The organism is Nocardia flavorosea NBRC 108225 (genome assembly GCF_001613385.1).
Classification (GTDB): domain Bacteria; phylum Actinomycetota; class Actinomycetes; order Mycobacteriales; family Mycobacteriaceae; genus Nocardia; species Nocardia flavorosea.
Genome location: NZ_BDCG01000004.1, coordinates 529,782 through 544,037, shown reverse-complemented (window position 1 = coordinate 544,037; position 14,256 = coordinate 529,782). Strand labels below are relative to the sequence as shown.

The window sequence follows — 14,256 nt, the reverse complement described above, 5'->3', positions numbered from 1 at the left end:
CGGCATACGAGATTCGGCGTTGTTCTTGGAACCACGCTCGCGACCGTTCCGCCAAGGCTCGGTTGTATACGTAACGGACACAGCCGAACGTGCGAGCGAGCTGATCTTTCTGCTCCTCGGTGGGATAGAAGCGATACCGGTACGACCGCTTCACCACCTGCACGCTCACACGTGACACAGTAGCGCACTTTCGTGTCACACTTGCCGTGCGGCGGGCCGGCGCTGAACAACCGGGCATGCGCACTAAGTCTCTCGGCCATCAGTACATCCGTGCGAAATGAGGGAAAGGGGAACAACCATCGATGTTTCTACAGCATCCTCGCAGCGATGGTGTCGTACTGTGCAAAGTTGTTGCCGGGCAGAGAGATTGTGTCAAGCCCGCTGTTGCAGATATCCCGCCAAGCGGGTGAGCGCCGTTTCGATATCGGCGGTGGCGCCGGCGAAGGAAAGACGGATCGTCCGGTTCCCGTTCACGGTGTCGAAATCCAGGCCGGGCGCCAGAGCCACCCCGGTATGCGCCAATACGTCCGCGCACCATGCCATCGAATCCTCGGTGAGGTGCCCGATATCGGCGTAGGCGTAGAACGCGCCGTCGGCGGGGGCGAGATCGGTGATGCCCAGCGCGGCCAGCCCGTCCAGCAGGATCCGGCGGTTGGCGGCATACCGTCGCACATGGCCGTCCAGTTCGGTCCGGGACTCGGTGCCGAAGGCGTGCACCGCCGCATACTGCGAGATCGCGGGCGGGCAGACGGTCATATTCGACGCCAGCCGCTGCAACGCCGGCCGGATCGCCGCGGGGGCCAGCATCCAGCCCAGCCGCCAGCCGGTCATCGAGAAGTATTTCGATACCGATCCGATCACCACCGCTGACCGGGAGGTCTCCCAGGCCGACGCGGTGCGTTCTCCGCCATAGGTGATGCCGTGATAGATCTCGTCGGAGATCAGCAGCGTGCCGTGCGTATCGCACCAGTGGGCCACCGCGGCGAGTTCGGCGGGCTCGATCATGGTGCCCGTCGGGTTGGCCGGGCTGGCCACGATCAGTCCACGCGGCGGTTCGGGCAGGCTGTCCAGCATCGCGACAGTGGGCTGGAACCGTGTTTCGGCGCGGCAGTCCAGTTCCACCACCCGGCAGCCCAGCGCCGCCAGCGTGTTGCGGTAGGCCGGATAACCCGGCCGCGCCACCACCACCGTGTCGCCGGGGTCGAAGGCCGCCAGGAAGATCAGCGTGAAGGCGCCCGACGACCCGGTGGTGACCACGACATCGTCCGGATCGACCGGGTAACCGTAGGTGCGCCGATGATGATCCGCGATGGCCTCACGTAACGGCAGAATCCCGAAAGTCTCGGTGTAACCGAACAATTCGGCTTCTATCGCCGCCTTCGTAGCACGCAACACCGGCGCCGGAGCCGGGGTCGAGGGCTGGCCCGCGGCCAGGCTCAGCACATCACCGTGCGTTCGGGCGCGTTCGGCGGCGGCTTTCCAGACATCCATCACGTAAAAAGGTGGAATGGTCGAGCGCCGAGATTCAGTGGACACCCGACCGACGGTAGAACACCGCTTCGGACGCTTCGACGGCTATGGTCTGCTCTGATGCTCGACAAGGCCAGCCGGCCGGCCGCCGGCCCGCCATCCGCCGAGCCCGGATCGACCGCTTCCGGTAGCGGCCCCGGGCTCCTCCGGCGTAGCTGGAGGCGGGCGATCCGCCCGATATCGACGGCCGCCCGCCACGCCCCGGGCTCCACCGGCTCCGGCTCCACCGGCCGCGACGGTGCCGACGCCGGAAACTCCGAGATGCCTACCGCCGGGAATCCCACAGCATCCGGCACCGGACCGCCGAAGTATTCCCCCGGGTCCACAGACCACGGGCCGGCCGCCCTGCTCTCGGCACACACCGGCTCGACAACCGCCACTTCCGCCGCAGCCGAGCCCGGGATCGTGCCGGTCACGCTGGAGTCGGCAGCCGTCCCCACCGTGGTGCCGGCCCGGCCCGCACCGGCCGGGCCGCCCACCCGAACATACCCGGCCGAGTCGCCCATCGAGACTCGAACAACCGGGGCGCCCGCCCGGCCCCGGCCGAGCGGGCCGCACACCGGAACCCCTCCGGCCGGAATCTGCGCCGAGTATCCAGAGGAAGGGGCGCCGGCGAGCTCGGCCGAGCCGGAGGCCGCGGCAGGTACCGCAACATCGCCGGCTGGACCGGGTATCGGGTTCGACGCGCCGGTCCCCGCCAATCGGGATGACGGCCATCCACCGGTAGCCCCCGGCCGGCGGACGCCCCTTCGGCACGCGGTGGTACTCGGCGGTGGTCGGCTCATCGCGCCCGACTGGCGCAAACGCGCAGCGCAGGCTCGGGAAGCCCGCCCGGCGTTCCGGCAGCGGTCGGCCGCCGCGTACCGATGGACCCGTCGGCAACTCACCGCGCTGCGCTATCGCGTGCCGACCCGCGCCGAGATCGCCGAACTTCTCGACAGGCGGCCGTCGGCGCAGGAAATCGCCGACTCCGCGCGGCGGCACCGTTTCCTCCTCGGCGGTCTGGGACTCACCCTGCTCCTGGCCGCCGGGGATGCGGGCGCGGGACTACTGGTGTCCGAGCAGCCCCCCGCGCCCGGTATCGCGCACCGTGTGGCGGTCGCCCATCCCCTGCAACTGTCCACACCGGTGCCCTCGATACGCCGCTATCTCGATGCCATCGACAACGGTGAACGGCTCCGTGAACAGGCCGTGGTGGCCGCCGCCGCCCGCGCGACCCTGCAGCGCGCGAAAGCGGAGGCGGCCGCCGCGGCGGCGGGTCAGGAACAACCGTGGATCAACAGCGCGCCCGGCGCTCCCGAAGGTGCGCTACCACCCGGCGCCGTCCTGCCCGGGCCCGGCGGATTCGTCCTCCCGGCTCCCGGCACGTTCACCTCCGGATTCGGCAGCCGCTGGGGCACCTTCCATCGGGGTATCGATATCGCCGGGCCGATCGGCACGCCGATCTACGCCGTCGCCGACGGTACGGTCATCGACGCGGGCCCCGCCCAGGGGTTCGGCCTGTGGGTGCGGATCCGGCACAACGACGGCACCATTTCCGTTTACGGCCATATGTACGATTTCTTCGTTTCGGTCGGCGAGCGGGTGCCCGCCGGAATGCAGATCGCCCGAATGGGCAATCGCGGCGACTCCAGCGGTCCACATCTGCACTTCGAGATCATCATGGACGGCCGGCATGTGGATCCGCAGCGCTGGCTGGCACTACACGGCCTTTCGTACGGCTGACTTTCCCACCGGGCAAATACTCGGTACTCGGCGAGGTGCACCGCCCGACGTGCTCCGCAGTGTGATCGATACCTCAAAATCACCAGGTACAGCCATTTCTCTCAGGATAATAGAACCGACCGTTATCGGTTGATTCACCTTTTGTTAACCTTCCGCAATCATTCTGTGATTCGCCGGAAAACAGAGCGCAAGCCCGCCTATCACGGCAACGATATTCATCCGAATATCCACCGCCCCGCAATCGCCGCCCCATCGGCGCACGGGATACCGCGCTACCGGCCGCGGACAACTGAATCCTCAGATTCCACAACGCAATCACAAAAGGAAACAGCGCAACAACGGCGCCGGCGATATCGCGGCGGCGTGGATCCCGCGCTGCCGGAGTTCGTTATGTATCTACGAAAACTGTTGCCCCTGGCCGTTGTCGCCGCCGCCCTCGCGGTCCCCGTGCAGGCCGCCGCCGAAGCTCCGGTTGCCGGCGTACCCGCGGAGCTGCAAGGCCCCGCGCAACAACTGCAACAGCAGGCCCAGCACTGGCAACAGCAGTTGCCGCAACCGCAGCGGGATCAGCTACAACAGTTCGTCCAGCCCCTACCGCAACCGCTACCGCAGTTGCTCCCGTCGAGCTTCCCCGACAATCTCGACGGCTGGATCCGCAATGCACTGCACATCCTCGGCCGGCGCGGCATCCCGGCGAGCTACGAGGGGATCCACCGCACCGCCATGCGGGAGTCCGGCGGCAACCCGCACGCAATCAATCTCTGGGATTCCAATGCCGCGGCCGGTATCCCGTCGAAGGGGCTGATGCAGGTCATCGATCCCACCTTCGCCGCCTACCACGTGGAAGGCACCTCGTGGGATATCTACGATCCGGTCGCGAATATCGCCGCTGCCTGCAACTATGCCGCGGCCAGGTACGGCTCGATCGACAACGTCTTCGGGGCATACTGACCGCAACCGGTTCCGGGCGCGACGCCACAGCCTCCGGGCGGTCGGCGTCGCGAACCTCGGAAATTCAGCGTCCCGCGTCCGGTAGCTCGGCCTCCCGACTCGCGAACACGCACAGGTCGTCCTGCCCCGCCGGCCACACGGCACCACCCTGCCTCGAGTGTTCAGCCTTGCGCCAGGAAACACCGTCGCGGCCGGCGGTAGCTCTTCGCCGAGTGCTCGGCGAACGTATGCCCCGAGAGTCAGAGCTCGATACGGCCCTCGACCGCGGCCAGCCCGATATCCGAACGGTAGTGGCTGCCGGGCAGTTTGATCCCCGCCAAGCGGTCGTAGGCGGCAACGCGCGCGGCCGTCAGGTCCACACCGGTACCGACGATGCTCAGCACCCGGCCGCCCGCCGAGACCAGTGCACCGTCCGCACGCTGCGACGTTCCCGCGTGCAGGACGATCGCCGCAGCATCGGTCGACGCATCGTTCGCCCCGGTGATCACATCACCGGTACGCGGCCGCGCAGGATAATTCTCGGCGGCCAGCACGACCGTGATCGCCGCCCCACTATGCCAGCGCGGTTTCGGCGCTTCGGCCAGAGTTCCGGTCGCGGTGGCGAACAGCAGCTCACCCAGCGGGCTGTCCAGCAGAGCCAGCACCGCCTGTGTCTCCGGATCCCCGAATCGGCAGTTGAATTCGACCACCGCCGGGCCCGCCGCCCCCATCGCCAGGCCGGCGTACAGCAGACCGCTGAAAGGGCAGCCGCGCCGGGCCATTTCGGCGGCGACCGGGGCCACCACCTCATCGACGATCTGCGTGACCATCCCGTCGGGCAGCCACGGCAGCGGCGTATACGCGCCCATCCCGCCGGTATTGGGCCCGGTATCGCCGTCACCCACCCGCTTGTGGTCCTGCGCCGGCAGCAGCGGCACCACCGTCTCCCCGTCCACCAGGCAGAACAGCGATACCTCCGGACCGTCGAGGAAAGATTCCAGCAGCACCGGATGCCCTTGTTCGAGCAGTTCGGCGGCATGATCACGGGCGGCCAGGCGGTCCTGGGTGACCACGACCCCCTTGCCGGCGGCCAGGCCGTCGTCCTTCACCACCCAGGTCGGGCCGAAACGGTCCAGCGCGGCATCCAGTTCGGCGGGAGTGTCCACGACCTCGCTGTGCGCGGTGCGTACACCGGCCGCGGCCATCACATCCTTGGCGAACGCCTTCGAACCCTCGATCCGGGCGGCCGCGGCCGACGGACCGAAACAGGCGATACCGGCCGCCCGCACAGCATCGGCCACACCCAGGACCAGCGGTACCTCGGGACCGATCACCACCAGATCCGCGGCCACCTCCCGCGCCAGCGCGGCAACGGCCTCCGCGGATCCGGCGTCTACCGGGCGCACCTGTGCGTGCTGGGCGATACCGGCGTTGCCCGGTGCCGCGATGAGCGCACTCACCGCCGGGTCACGGCGCAGCGCAAGGACGAGGGCGTGTTCACGGGCTCCGGAACCGATGACGAGTACTCGCACCCGGACAGCTTAGAGCCTGCCGGGAAACGGGCCGCGCGGTGCCGGACGCTCATCGCCGCGCGCACGAGGGTCGCGGATGCCACGGCCGGAAAGTGGCCGGGCAGCCGGTCTCCGGCCTGCCGGGTCGTCCGGTTTATGCCGCGCGGCAGCGCCGTCACCAGCGCGTTCCCGCCGCTCGGCGCCCGCCCGGGCCTACCATGTGGATGATGGTGGTGAAACACCCGAAGCGGGCGGGCAATTCGCGCACCGGCCCGCCGGGGTGAAACGCGCGACGAGAGGACGGTCGTCATGGGTCTGATGGACGGGATCATGGGCAATGCCGGGCAGATGGAACCGGCGCAGGCACAACAGGAATTCCAGCGGCTACTGGGCAACGGCGAACAGATCTATTCGGCCTACATCCTGATTCGCGACGCCATGCTGTTCACCAATCGCCGCCTCATCCTCGTCGACAAGCAGGGATTGTCCGGCCGGAAGGTGAGCTATCACAGTATCCCGTACCGCGCGATCACCCATTTCTCGGTGGAAACCGCCGGCACCTTCGACCTGGACGCCGAACTGCTGGTGTGGATCTCCGGTTCCGACACACCCCTGCAGAAGAGGTTCAACCGCCAGGTCGATATCTACGAGGTCCAGGGCATCCTGTCCCACTTCGTCGGCGTGTAGCACACCCGGCGGTGACGGCCCGGCCCCGGCGCGCCATAAGCTCACCGTATGGCTTCTGTTTTCAGTGCGATCATCGCCGGGGATCTGCCGGGCCGGTTCGTCTGGGAGGACGACGAATTCGTCGGATTCCTCACCATCGCGCCGGTGACCCAGGGGCACACCCTGGTGGTCCCCCGCAAGGAAATCGATCAGTGGCAGGATATCGACCCCGAGGTCTTCGCCCGACTCAACGGCGTGGCACAGAAAGTCGGGCAGGCCGTGCGGGCGGCGTTCGACGCGCCCCGGGCGGGTCTGCTGATTGCCGGGTTGGAGGTCCCCCACCTGCACGTACACGTCTTCCCGGCCTTCACCATGGGTAACTTCGATATCTCCGGGGCGGACCCGGATCCCGCCCCGGAATCGCTTGACGACGCACAGACCAGGATCAAGCAGGCTCTGCGCGACCTGGGCTACGGAACCCACGTCCCCCGCTGATCAGCGAACAGCGTGATTCCAGCCGGCGACCGCTGCACAGCCGTATCCCCGGGATCGAGGAGATCGCCCCCTGGACTCGACGCGCCCACCTGCAGCGGACTAGGCCGTGTCCCGGCGGGTACACCGGTGCGCGCGCCGCGAATTTCCGGGAGCCGGCAGTCAATCAACGCGTTGCCCGCCGTCGGCCGCGCGCGGCAGCCGCACGGTGAACGTGGTGCCACGGCCCAGCTCGCTGTCCACCGCGACGGCGCCACCGTGCGCCGCGACCAGCGCCTGCACGATCGACAACCCCAGTCCGGCTCCGCCGCTGGCCCGGCTCCGGGAATCGTCCGCACGATAGAACCGCTCGAAAACCCGATCGGCCTGTGCGCGCGACATCCCCGGGCCGGTGTCGGCGACCTCCAGCAGCACCTCGTCCTCGCCGGGCGTGAGCCGCACCGTCACCGACGCGTCGGACGGCGTGTGTACGAGGGCGTTGTTCAGCAGATTCGCCAGGACCTGCCGCAGGCGGGCCGCATCCCCCGGCACCTCGGTGGTCCCGGTGCCCGGTAGCACCTCCAACTCGATCGATCGCCCCGTATCGCTCTGCATCGCCGCCACCGCGCGCGCACTGTGTACCGCATCGCCGGCCAGCGACAACACGTCCACCGGCGAATACTCCACCGGTCGTTCGGCATCCACCCGGGCCAGCATCAACAAATCCGCGACCAGCAGACCCATCCGCTTCGATTCCCGTTCGATGCGGTCCAGCAGCATATCGGTATCGCGCGTGGCACCCTGCCGGTACAACTCCGCGAAACCCTTGATCGTGGTCAGCGGGGTACGCAGCTCATGGCTGGCATCGGCCACGAACCGGCGCATCTTGTCCTCCGAACGCCGGGCCGCCTCCTCCGAGGCCTCGGTCGCGGCGAACCCCCGCTGGATCTGCGCGAGCATGGTGTTCAGCGACCGCGCCAGCCGGTCCACCTCGGTATTCGCCGGGCGCACCGGCACCCGGCGGTGCAGATCCCCGGCGGCGATATCGGCGGCGATCTCCTCCACCTGTTCCAGCCGGCGCAGACCGCGCCGGATCACAAAATATGCGGCCACCGCCAGCAGCACCAGCACCAGCGCGCCGATCACCACCTGTAGCACCACCAGCCGCTCGACGATCGCCTCGGTGTCGTCCAGCCGCAGCGCGACCAAACCGGTGCCGTATTCGTTCTCGGTGAAGCGAACCCGCCACTCACCGGAACCGTCCCCGGTCGATCCGGTAGTGAACGTCCCCGGCCGCAGATCCTCGGGCAGATCCGGTCCACCGTTACGGTCGTCCTGCAGGAACAACCGGCCGCCGGTGTCCTGCACGCGGGTGTAGAACTTTACCGGCGGCCGCTCCTTACCGGGCTCCCCGGGGAGCAAAACAGGTGGCCGCCCTCCCGGCCGGGCCCAGCTGTGTGCCGCCTCCTCGAGCTGCTGATCCACCCGGTCGATCAATGTGCTCCGCAGCGCGGACGTCACCGCCGCCCCCGAGGCCAGCAACCCCACCGCGGCGAGCGCCACCAGCGCCAGCACCAGTGTCACCCGCAGCGGTAGAGCGGCTAGCCGTGCCACCGGCCCCTTCGGCGGTGGAACCGTCGCAAACTCGGCACTCACGACCGGCCCGCGCGCGATTCGCGCATCACGTAGCCGACCCCGCGCAAGGTGTGGATCAGCCGCTGCGGGCCGGTATCGACCTTTTTCCGCAGATAGGAGACATAGGTTTCCACGACCCCGACCTCGCCGCCGAAGTCGTAGCGCCACACGTGATCCAGAATTCGCGGTTTACTCAGCACCGTTCCCGCGTTCACCATGAAATACCGCAGCAGCGTGAACTCCGTCGGCGACAGCGCGACCGGCTCACCGGCCTTGAAAACCTCGTGGGTGTCGTCGTCGAGCTCGATATCGGCGAACCGGATCCGCGTCCGTTCCCGCTCGGGGGTGGCCCCACGCGCACGCCGCAGGATCACCCGCAACCGGGCCACCACCTCTTCCAGGCTGAACGGTTTGGTGACGTAGTCATCCGCGCCCAAGGTCAGCCCGGTGACCTTGTCCTGCACATCGTCGCGGGCGGTGAGGAACAAGACCGGCGCATCGACCCCGTCGGCCCGCAACCGCCGCAGCAGCCCGAACCCGTCCATCCCCGGCATCATCACATCGACGATCAGCGCATCCGGCCGGAAGCTGCGCGCCACATCCAGTGCCTGTGCACCGTCGGACGCGGAAGACACCGCGAACCCTTGGAACCGCAAACTCACGGTCAGCAGCTCGACGATCATGGCCTCGTCGTCGACCACCAGTACCCGCGCCTCGAGCGCTGTATCCGGCGCACCACTCATGACCCCATCCTGAACCAGCGCCCTGGTTCCAGCCTGCGACTTCGCTGTGAACACGCTGTGCGCTCCGGGTCCATCGGTACACGGGCGCCGCCGTGGGCGTAGAAATGCGTCCGCCGCGCATAAGGCCACAAGGGCGACCGGCCGTGCGAACGCGAGAACTCGAGCCCGCTCGGACTCGATGCCACCACTGTTTGCCTCGAGCGCGAGACCGGGCCGGGCCACGGCGTGCCGCACCGATCCAGCCACGAGGCGGGTCCTATTCGGAGTAGTCGCCCCCGTCGCCCGAGTCTGCGACCAGGGCTTTTCCGGCTACCTGCCCCTTGGCGAGGGCATCGAGGAAGGCGCGGGCCCAGCGGTCGACATCGTGGGCGAGGACCTGGCGGCGCAAGGCGCGCATCCGGCGGCGGCGGGTTTCGCGGTCGTCGGTCAGGGCGGAGACGATGGCGTCCTTCACGCTGTCCAGGTCGTGCGGATTGCACAGATAGGACTGGCGTAGCTCGGCGGCTGCGCCGGTGAACTCGCTCAGGACAAGGGTGCCGTTGAGGCCGCTGTGGCAGGCCACGTACTCCTTGGCGACCAGGTTCATACCGTCACGCAGCGGGGTCACCAGCATGACGTCGGCGGCGACGAAGAAGGCGATGAGTTCCTCGCGGGCGATCGGCCGATGCAGATAATGAACCACCGGATAGCCGACCCGGGCGAACTCCCCGTTGATGCGCCCGACCTGGCGTTCGATATCGCCACGCATCTGGATATAGCTCTCGACCCGTTCACGGCTCGGTGTGGCGAGCTGCACCACCACTGTGTCGGCCGGGTCGATTCGACCCTCGTCGAGCAGTTCTTCCAGCGCGTTGAGCCGGATATCGATGCCTTTGGTGTAGTCGAGCCGGTCGACACCGAGCAGGACATGCTTGGGGCTGCCGAGTTCTGCACGGATCTGTGCGGCGCGCTCTCGTACCGAACGTCGCCGCGAATGCTCGTCCAACCCGGCGGAGTCGATGGAGATCGGGAACGCGCCCACTCGCACCGTCCGGAACCCGACCTGCACCACACCCATCTTCGACCGCACCCCGACCGTGCCGCGCGAGGTGGGCTGACCGGCCAGCCTGCGGGCCAGATACAGGAAATTCTGGGCACCGCCGGGCAGATGGAACCCGATCAGATCCGCCCCCAGCAGACCTTCCACGATCTCGGTGCGCCACGGCATCTGCATGAACAGTTCGACCGGCGGGAACGGAATATGCAGGAAGAAACCGATGGTGAGATCAGGCCGCAGCATCCGCAGCATCTTCGGCACCAGTTGCAACTGGTAATCCTGCACCCAGACCGTGGCCCCCTCGGCCGCGACCTTGGCCGTCTCCTCGGCGAAACGCCGGTTCACCTGTACGTAGGCCGACCACCAGGCCCGGTTGTACACCGGGCGGACGATCACATCGTGGTAGAGCGGCCACAGCGTCGCATTGGAGAAACCCTCGTAATAGTCGGCGACCTCCTGCGCCGACAGCGGCACCGGATACAACTCCAGCCCGTCTTCGACAATCGGGTCGACCTCGACATCGGGCACGCCTGCCCATCCCACCCAGGCGCCGCGATTGCTGCGCAGCACCGGCTCCAGCGCGGTCACCAGGCCGCCGGGACTCCGTTTCCAGCGGGTGCTCCCGTCCGGCAGTTTCTCCAGATCCACCGGAAGCCGGTTGGCCACGACGACGAAGCCGGAACCGGCCCCGCGTTCCCGCAGGGGTTCGGCGTCCACCGCCTCGGGCTGGGCCTCCACCAGGTCGATCGGACCCGTGACCGGCCCGGAGCCGTTACCGGTTCCGGACGGGCCCGCGGATACGCCGGTTTCATCCTGGGAGGTGGAATCTCTGGACGGCTGATCTGTCATCTGGTCCACTCACGCATCCTTACGCGCGGCGCTGTACGCCCCGTATATACGGCATGATCGGGAGCCCTGCGTGGCAACGCGCCGCTACCGCCTTCAGGCCTGACCCGCTCATGCCATGTAGTTGTGTGGATCCGCTGACGTCGCCGTTGGCGCCGGCGGCCCACATGACCGTCAGCGCCCGGAGGCGATAGCTTGCGTGACCAGGCGCTCGGCCATGCGGATAAGGCTCAGCTTATTCGGTTCGGGCGCCCGGGCCGATCCCCAACATCGACAGGAGCATCCGGCATTCGTCGGCATCGGCGGCATAGGCGGCCACGACCCGCTGCGCCTGACGAGCGGTCTCGTCGGCGAGGGGTTCCAGTTCGTCGTCGGCGATACCGTTGGCGCTGCTTTTCGCGGCCATCTCAATCCTCCCGGCAGGTGCGCTGGTATGTGAAATGTCAATGGTATCTGTCCCACGAAGCGGTCGCTGCGGCCGCGGTAACACTACGTCCCCCGGAGGGCTATACCGTGGGCAGCGGAAACGATCAGGAAGGGGCCGTCAGCATGCCGTTGGCCACGGTGAACGGAATATCGCTCAACTATCAGATCAAAGGAGACCGTTCCAAGGGCACCGATGTGAAAGGCGGCGGCCCGCTGGTCGTGCTGATCATGGGGACGGGCAGTCCGGGCCGTGTCTGGGAGTTGCATCAGGTACCGGCCCTGGTCGCCGCCGGCTATCGGGTCTGCACGTTCGACAACCGGGGAATCGCGCCCTCCTACGAGGCCGCCGGCGGTATGACCATCGAGGAGATGGTCGCCGATACGGCAGGGCTGATCGAGTTCCTGGACGAGGGCCCGGCGTTGGTGGCCGGTACGTCGATGGGCGCCCGGGTGGCGCAGGAACTCGCCCTCGCCCGGCCCGAGCTGGTGCGTAAGGCCGTGTTCCTGGCCGGGCACGGCCGGCTGGACCGGTTCCAGAAGACCCTCTCGCTGGGTGAACACGAACTCGACGAGAGCGGGGTGAAACTGCCGCCGAAGTACGAGGCCGCCCTCACCGCGGTGATGAACCTTTCCCCCGCGACGATGGCCGACACCAACGCGGCCCGCGACTGGCTGGACCTGTTCGAGTTCACCGGCGGTCCGGTGACCCCCGGGATCCGCGCCCAGCGCAAGATGGATCACGAATTCGACCGGGTGCACGCCTACCGGGCCATTCGGGTGCCGTGCCTGGCGGTGGGTTTCGCCGATGACCGGATGATCCCGCCGTACCTGTCGCGGGAGGTCGCCGAGGCCATTCCGGGCGGTCGCTACCAGGAAGTTCCGGATGCCGGCCATTACGGCTACCTGGAGCGACCCGATACAGTGAACAAGATCCTCCTGGAGTTCTTCGCGTCCTAGGGGGAACCCGAAGTTAACGCCGGCCTTGCTAGGGTCGACACATCGTTGGGTTCGCGAAACGGCAGCCGGAGGTTCCCCCTCCCTGCCGTGCCGGACCCGGACAGATCCGTACACATACGCGCGAGCACCCCTGTGAGGTGAAATGAGCACCAACCCGTTCGACGACGAGGACGGCCGCTTCTTCGTTTTGGTCAACGACGAAGAACAGCATTCCCTGTGGCCGGCCTTTGCCGAGGTCCCGGCCGGCTGGCGCGTGGTCTTCGGCGAGGACAGCCGCGCCGCCTGCGTGGAGTACGTGGAGCAGAACTGGACCGATATGCGGCCCAAGAGCCTGCGCGACGCCATGGCGGCCGACGAAGCGGCCCGCAAGTAGTTACCCTCTCCGCACAGCCCGGCCGGTACCGACGCCGTTCCGGTGCGGCTCCTTCGTTCGGGTGCCGCGCCGGACGGCTTCGAGTTCGACGGCCGGGCTGCGTAGTGTTCCGGCCCGATCCGAGTTCGCCTTCGCCGTGGTGTCCATCCGGACACCTCCCGTCCGTTGTCACGTGAATCGGGTTCGCGAACTCGACGGCAGCCCCGTATGATCGGCTGCCGAGCGACTCGTAGCCGGGCCGCTCCGCCGCCTTGGCGCAACTGGCAGCGCAACGTACTTGTAATGCGTAGGTTGAGGGTTCGAGTCCCTCAGGCGGCTCGTAATTTCGCTCCGGCTCACCGATGTGTCGGTGGGCCGGAGTAGTTTTCGCGGTATGAGGCGATGCCGGGGGTGTTCAGAGCTGCTCATGAAGCGCAGCCAGAAGCTGTACTGCACAACGAGTTGCCAGCAAGCAACGCAGCGCGAGGCGAAGACCCGGCATCGGCTCACGACCGGCGAGGCGGATGTGGGTAGCTACCAGGGCCACTACATTCGCGACTACCTGGCCCGAGCCCAAGGTAACCGCTGCGCGATCTGCGATATCGGCGACGAATGGCACGGCTTGCTACTCGTATTCGTCCTCGACCACATCAACGGCCACGCGACCGATAATCGACGCGAGAACTTGCGACGGGTCTGTCCGAACTGCGATTCGCAGCTCCCGACTTATAAGAGCCGGAACCGGGGCAACGGTCGGCACCTGCGGCGGGCGCGTTATGCGCACGGCCAGTCGTACTAGCCGACCGGACGGGTTGAGCACCTCCAACGAACCCACTTACTCATCGAAACGAGTCAATAGCGGAGAACTCGAACGGCGGCTCTACCCGTCAGCGGGTCAGATCGGAGTGACCGCGGAGACGAGCCACTGGTCGTCGGATTTGTCCAGGGCGACCCGGACGCGGCTGCCGGTGGTGGTGCCCTGGGGGGCTTCCTTACTGGTGGTGACCTGGTTCAGGAACAGCAGGACCTCGGCATGCGCGCGATCGGCGGAAACCACGCCGCCGGCCTGGGTGGTGGCCTTGACGGTCAGTTCCTTTTCCTTGGCGCCCGGTACGATCGCCTTCTCGATGAGCTGGATGAAATCGGCGCGGAAATCGGGGGCCAGGCTTTCGGCAGCCTTGGGCAGTTCCTTTTCCACCGTCTGGTGCTCATAGCTGAAGATGGCCGAGACCGTGCGGCTCGCGGCAGCGACGGCGTCGGTGCGCGACTGCTCCGATTGGCGGTAGTCCCAATACCGGTAGCCGCCGATACCGGCCACCACCGCGGCGGCGACGATCACAACCGCGGTGAGGCCGATCAGGATTTTGTTGCGCAGTTTCATGCCGGTCCTCTCGGCGGGGCGCGTGTCCTCGGTCATGCTGTGCTCCG

The 14,256-nt window shown here is 67.4% G+C and carries 15 protein-coding genes and 1 tRNA gene; 8 read left to right on the top strand and 8 right to left on the bottom strand.

What is annotated here, in order from left to right; translation table 11 throughout:
- Positions 1-238 (bottom strand): helix-turn-helix domain-containing protein (locus NFL01S_RS37820; protein WP_245670536.1); only part of this gene is annotated, 238 nt, incomplete at its 3' end.
- A 134-nt stretch (positions 239-372) separates the two neighbouring features.
- A complete protein-coding gene (locus NFL01S_RS06410; RefSeq protein ID WP_218019596.1) occupies positions 373-1,536 on the bottom strand; it encodes a pyridoxal phosphate-dependent aminotransferase in 1,164 nt (387 codons plus the stop codon).
- Positions 1,537-2,289: 753 nt separating this feature from the next.
- Between NFL01S_RS06410 and NFL01S_RS06405 the strand changes: the two genes are divergently transcribed.
- Entirely contained in the window at positions 2,290-3,255 is a 966-nt protein-coding gene (locus NFL01S_RS06405) for a M23 family metallopeptidase (RefSeq protein WP_062972523.1), read from the top strand.
- Between the two features lie 390 nt (positions 3,256-3,645).
- Positions 3,646-4,206 carry a transglycosylase SLT domain-containing protein gene (locus NFL01S_RS06400; RefSeq protein ID WP_174555640.1) on the top strand — a complete coding sequence of 187 codons (561 nt, stop codon included), beginning with the start codon at positions 3,646-3,648 and terminating at the stop codon, positions 4,204-4,206.
- 239 nt (positions 4,207-4,445) lie between these two features.
- Here NFL01S_RS06400 and purD read toward each other — a convergent pair whose 3' ends face one another.
- Positions 4,446-5,717, bottom strand: a complete 1,272-nt coding sequence (gene purD / locus NFL01S_RS06395) for a phosphoribosylamine--glycine ligase (RefSeq protein WP_062972344.1) — start codon at positions 5,715-5,717, stop codon at positions 4,446-4,448.
- A gap of 288 nt (positions 5,718-6,005) precedes the next feature.
- On the opposite strand from purD, the gene NFL01S_RS06390 reads away from it, so the two are divergent.
- On the top strand, positions 6,006-6,383 hold the full coding sequence (locus NFL01S_RS06390; RefSeq protein ID WP_062972342.1) for a PH domain-containing protein: 378 nt from the start codon (positions 6,006-6,008) through the stop codon (positions 6,381-6,383).
- 48 nt (positions 6,384-6,431) lie between these two features.
- A complete protein-coding gene (locus tag NFL01S_RS06385) occupies positions 6,432-6,857 on the top strand; it encodes an HIT family protein (protein WP_062972340.1) in 426 nt (141 codons plus the stop codon).
- 159 nt (positions 6,858-7,016) lie between these two features.
- Here NFL01S_RS06385 and NFL01S_RS06380 read toward each other — a convergent pair whose 3' ends face one another.
- The 4 genes from NFL01S_RS06380 to NFL01S_RS36045 form a co-directional block, all read right to left on the bottom strand.
- Positions 7,017-8,447: a sensor histidine kinase gene (locus NFL01S_RS06380; protein ID WP_062972338.1), complete on the bottom strand. Its 1,431-nt coding sequence runs from the start codon at positions 8,445-8,447 to the stop codon at positions 7,017-7,019.
- Between the two features lie 38 nt (positions 8,448-8,485).
- Positions 8,486-9,211 (bottom strand): response regulator transcription factor, encoded by a 726-nt coding sequence (locus NFL01S_RS06375; protein WP_062972521.1) that lies wholly within the window; start codon positions 9,209-9,211, stop codon positions 8,486-8,488.
- A gap of 256 nt (positions 9,212-9,467) precedes the next feature.
- Positions 9,468-11,096 carry an alpha,alpha-trehalose-phosphate synthase (UDP-forming) gene (locus NFL01S_RS06370; protein WP_245670545.1) on the bottom strand — a complete coding sequence of 543 codons (1,629 nt, stop codon included), beginning with the start codon at positions 11,094-11,096 and terminating at the stop codon, positions 9,468-9,470.
- Positions 11,097-11,328: 232 nt separating this feature from the next.
- Positions 11,329-11,499, bottom strand: a complete 171-nt coding sequence (locus tag NFL01S_RS36045; protein ID WP_168433875.1) for a hypothetical protein — start codon at positions 11,497-11,499, stop codon at positions 11,329-11,331.
- A 143-nt stretch (positions 11,500-11,642) separates the two neighbouring features.
- Here NFL01S_RS36045 and NFL01S_RS06365 point away from each other — a divergent pair, with 143 nt between their 5' ends.
- The 4 genes from NFL01S_RS06365 (at position 11,643) to NFL01S_RS06350 (ending at position 13,627) form a co-directional block, all read left to right on the top strand.
- Entirely contained in the window at positions 11,643-12,476 is an 834-nt protein-coding gene (locus tag NFL01S_RS06365) for an alpha/beta fold hydrolase (protein WP_062972336.1), read from the top strand.
- 142 nt (positions 12,477-12,618) lie between these two features.
- Positions 12,619-12,849, top strand: coding sequence for an MbtH family protein (locus tag NFL01S_RS06360; protein WP_030522889.1), 231 nt, complete (start codon positions 12,619-12,621; stop codon positions 12,847-12,849).
- A 245-nt stretch (positions 12,850-13,094) separates the two neighbouring features.
- Positions 13,095-13,167: transfer RNA gene (locus NFL01S_RS06355), tRNA-Thr, on the top strand.
- 55 nt (positions 13,168-13,222) lie between these two features.
- Positions 13,223-13,627, top strand: a complete 405-nt coding sequence (locus NFL01S_RS06350) for a hypothetical protein (RefSeq protein WP_062972334.1) — start codon at positions 13,223-13,225, stop codon at positions 13,625-13,627.
- Between the two features lie 96 nt (positions 13,628-13,723).
- Here the strand turns inward: NFL01S_RS06350 and NFL01S_RS06345 are convergent, their stop codons facing one another.
- Entirely contained in the window at positions 13,724-14,245 is a 522-nt protein-coding gene (locus NFL01S_RS06345) for an Rv1363c family protein (RefSeq protein ID WP_063915877.1), read from the bottom strand.
- Positions 14,246-14,256: the final 11 nt, after the last annotated feature.